The organism is Bathymodiolus azoricus thioautotrophic gill symbiont, from assembly GCF_001298715.1.
GTDB lineage: Bacteria > Pseudomonadota > Gammaproteobacteria > PS1 > Pseudothioglobaceae > Thiodubiliella.
Genome location: NZ_CDSC02000270.1, coordinates 1 through 3,120 on the forward strand (window position 1 = coordinate 1; position 3,120 = coordinate 3,120).

The window sequence follows — 3,120 nt, forward strand, 5'->3', positions numbered from 1 at the left end:
ATTTCAAGATCTAATCATTCATTTTGATGAAAATACATTTAATATTTTCAAAGCCGAAAAAATTACATAATTCAGTATCTGAATAAATTATAAATTATGCAAAGGTCTCATAGTATAATTCAGGCACTTTTAAGATAACAACAAATATCTATGTCGCTTGACAAAATTAAAATTTTTAGTGGTAATGCCAACCCATTACTTTCTGGAGAAATCATCTCAAGTCTAAATGTTATGCAAGGTAAGGCGCTCGTAGGGCGATTTAGCGATGGTGAGTCACAAGTTGAAATCTTGGAAAATGTACGCGGTTGCGATGTATTCGTTTTGCAGCCTACTTGCGGACCTTCGCCAGCAGAAACTTTGATGGAGTTGTTAGTCATAGTTGATGCACTGAAGCGCTCTTCTGCTACTCGCATTACTGCCGTTGTGCCATATTTTGGTTATTCCAGACAAGACCGTCGTTCTCGCTTAACGCGTGTACCAATCACCGCAAAATTGGCTGCAAAAATGATTGAGGCATCTGGTGTTGACAGAATTTTAACGGTTGATTTACACGCTGACCAAATCCAAGGATTTTTTGACATTCCAATTGACAATATTTATGCTCAACCGGTTTTGGTTAATGATATCCTTGCACAAAATTATGAAAACACAGTCGTTGTGTCGCCTGATGTTGGCGGTGTTGTGCGTGCGCGTGCTGCGGCCAAATGTATTAACGATTCTGACCTTGCTATTATCGACAAGCGTCGTCCTGCACCAAACATGGTAAAAGTAATGAATGTAATTGGTGATGTTGGTGGCAGAACTTGTATCTTAATTGACGATATGGTTGATACCGCTGGCACTCTATGTCAAGCTGCCAGCATCTTAAAAGAAAAAGGCGCTAAAAAAGTGGTGGCTTACGCAACGCATGCTGTTTTATCTGGTCCTGCAATTGACAATATCAATAACTCTGAACTTGATGAATTAGTAACTACCAATACTATCCCTTTAACTGAAGCAGCAGTTAAATGCGATAGAATCAGAGTTGTATCTATTGCACCGAAACTTGCAGAAGTAATTAAACGCATTAGCGAAGAACAATCTATTAGTGCAATTTTTACCGACGACAAATAGTGATAAGACGGTATAATTGCTCCTTTGGATTGTTACAATATCTATTAACTCATGAAAAACACAACAAAAGCACATAAACAAGCACTAGAAAAAGTCATTATGCTCGGCAAGGAACAAGGCTACTTAACCTATTCTGAGCTCAATGACTTACTGCCAAAAGATTTACTAACACAAGATCAAATTGAGCCAATTAAAACCATTCTAGAAGAGTTAGATATTGTTGTTTCTGACACTATTCCTGATGCTGATACCTTAGTTGTAGAATCAGGCGCTAAAGCACAATCGACTTCTGCAGAAGCCGCAGTTGCTGCATTGGCAGCATTAGATTCAGAGTTTGGCAGAACCACTGACCCAGTTAGAATGTATATGCGCGAAATGGGTGTAGTGGATTTATTAGAACAAGAAGACGAAATCCGTATTGCTAAAGAGATTGAAGCTGGCGTATTTGAAATCATGCAAGCAATTACGCTTTACCCAGTCATCACTGAACAATTTTTTAAAGCGCATAAAAGACTTGAAGAAGGTAAATGCAAAATCACCGATGTTATTATTGGTTATCAAGGTGACGCAGAAGACTTTGCAGAAAAGAAAAAAGCTTTTGACGCTGGTGATTTTGATGATGACGAAGAATACGAAGAAATGGAAGAAATGGAATATGCGGGTCCAGATGAAGACCAAGTATATTTGCGTTTTGACACCATTTCAAAATGCTCTGACAAATATCTAAAAACCAACGAAAAACACGGCTTCCGTGACAAAAAAACAGTGTCTGAACGCAAGAAATTATCACAAAGTTTATCAGACTTACGCCTAGCACCAAAATTAGTCACCACCATGGTAGAAATTATTTGCGGGCGTGTTGATAAAGTCAAAGAACAAGAAAAATCCATCCAAAAAGCTTGTTTATATGCAGGTATGGATAGAACGCAATTCTTTGAATTATTTACCGACAACGAAACAAATTTTGATTGGTTAAAAAAAGTTACGCTTGACAGTCAAATTAAAGATAAATTAGCCAGCAGTAAAGATGAAATTTACTACGCACAAAAAAACCTTCAAGACTATGAAGAAGAAATGCAGTTGACTGTTGCTGAATTAAAGGCGCTTAATAAGCTTTATCGTCGTGGTGACCGTCGTGCTAAAACAGCCAAAGCACAAATGATTGAAGCTAACTTGCGTCTGGTCATCTCAATTGCTAAAAAATACGCCAACCGTGGTTTACAATTCTTAGACCTTATTCAAGAAGGCAATGTTGGCTTAATGAAAGCTGTTGATAAATTTGAATATCGTCGTGGTTACAAGTTCTCAACTTATGCAACTTGGTGGATTCGTCAAGCAATTACGCGCTCGATTGCTGATCAGGCTCGTACCATTCGTATTCCAGTACATATGATCGAAACCATCAACAAACTTAACCGTGTTAAACGCCAATTGTTACAAAAATATGGTCGTGAAGCAACACCTGAAGAATTAGCAGTAGAGATGGAATTACCAGAATACAAGATTGTTAAGATTTTAAAAATCGCTAAAGAACCTTTATCAATGGAAACTCCGGTTGGTGATGATGAAGATTCTAATATTGGTGATTTTATTGAAGATGGCAATGCATCTTCACCAGTGGACATCACTACCAAAGAAAGCCTAAGAGAAACAACAGGTGAATTACTTGCCAACCTCTCACCTAGAGAGGCAAAAGTATTAAAAATGCGTTTTGGTATTGATATGAATACCGACCACACACTAGAAGAAGTCGGACGTCAATTTGATGTAACGCGTGAGCGTATTCGCCAAATTGAAGCCAAAGCCTTGCGTAAACTTAGACACCCATCTAGAGCGCACAAACTTTCAAGCTTCCTAGAGTAACCCCTTTCGGGCCTTTAGCTCAGTTGGTTAGAGCAAACGACTCATAATCGTTTGGTCCTTGGTTCAAGTCCAAGAAGGCCCACCACATTCAAACCGCACCTTTATTCTTACTAAAAGGTGCACTTATTGTGTGCTTAGTCATAT

At 38.4% G+C, this 3,120-nt stretch carries 2 protein-coding genes and 1 tRNA gene; all 3 read left to right on the top strand.

Translation table 11 applies throughout. From position 1 onward, the window contains the following. Positions 1–150 precede the first annotated feature (150 nt). Entirely contained in the window at positions 151–1,113 is a 963-nt protein-coding gene (locus BAZSYMA_RS05180) for a ribose-phosphate pyrophosphokinase (protein ID WP_090716358.1), read from the top strand. Positions 1,114–1,164: 51 nt separating this feature from the next. Beyond that, the gene (rpoD, locus tag BAZSYMA_RS05185) at positions 1,165–2,976 is read left to right on the top strand and encodes an RNA polymerase sigma factor RpoD (RefSeq protein WP_090716361.1); all 1,812 of its coding nucleotides are present in this window, start codon (positions 1,165–1,167) and stop codon (positions 2,974–2,976) included. Between the two features lie 8 nt (positions 2,977–2,984). Then, positions 2,985–3,061 (top strand) — tRNA-Ile (locus BAZSYMA_RS05190). Positions 3,062–3,120: the final 59 nt, after the last annotated feature.

Coding starts and splice junctions, on each gene's coding strand:
- BAZSYMA_RS05180 (WP_090716358.1), top strand. CDS start 151: ATGTCGCTTGACAAAATTAAAATTTTTAGTGGTAATGCCAACCCATTA.
- rpoD (WP_090716361.1), top strand. CDS start 1,165: ATGAAAAACACAACAAAAGCACATAAACAAGCACTAGAAAAAGTCATT.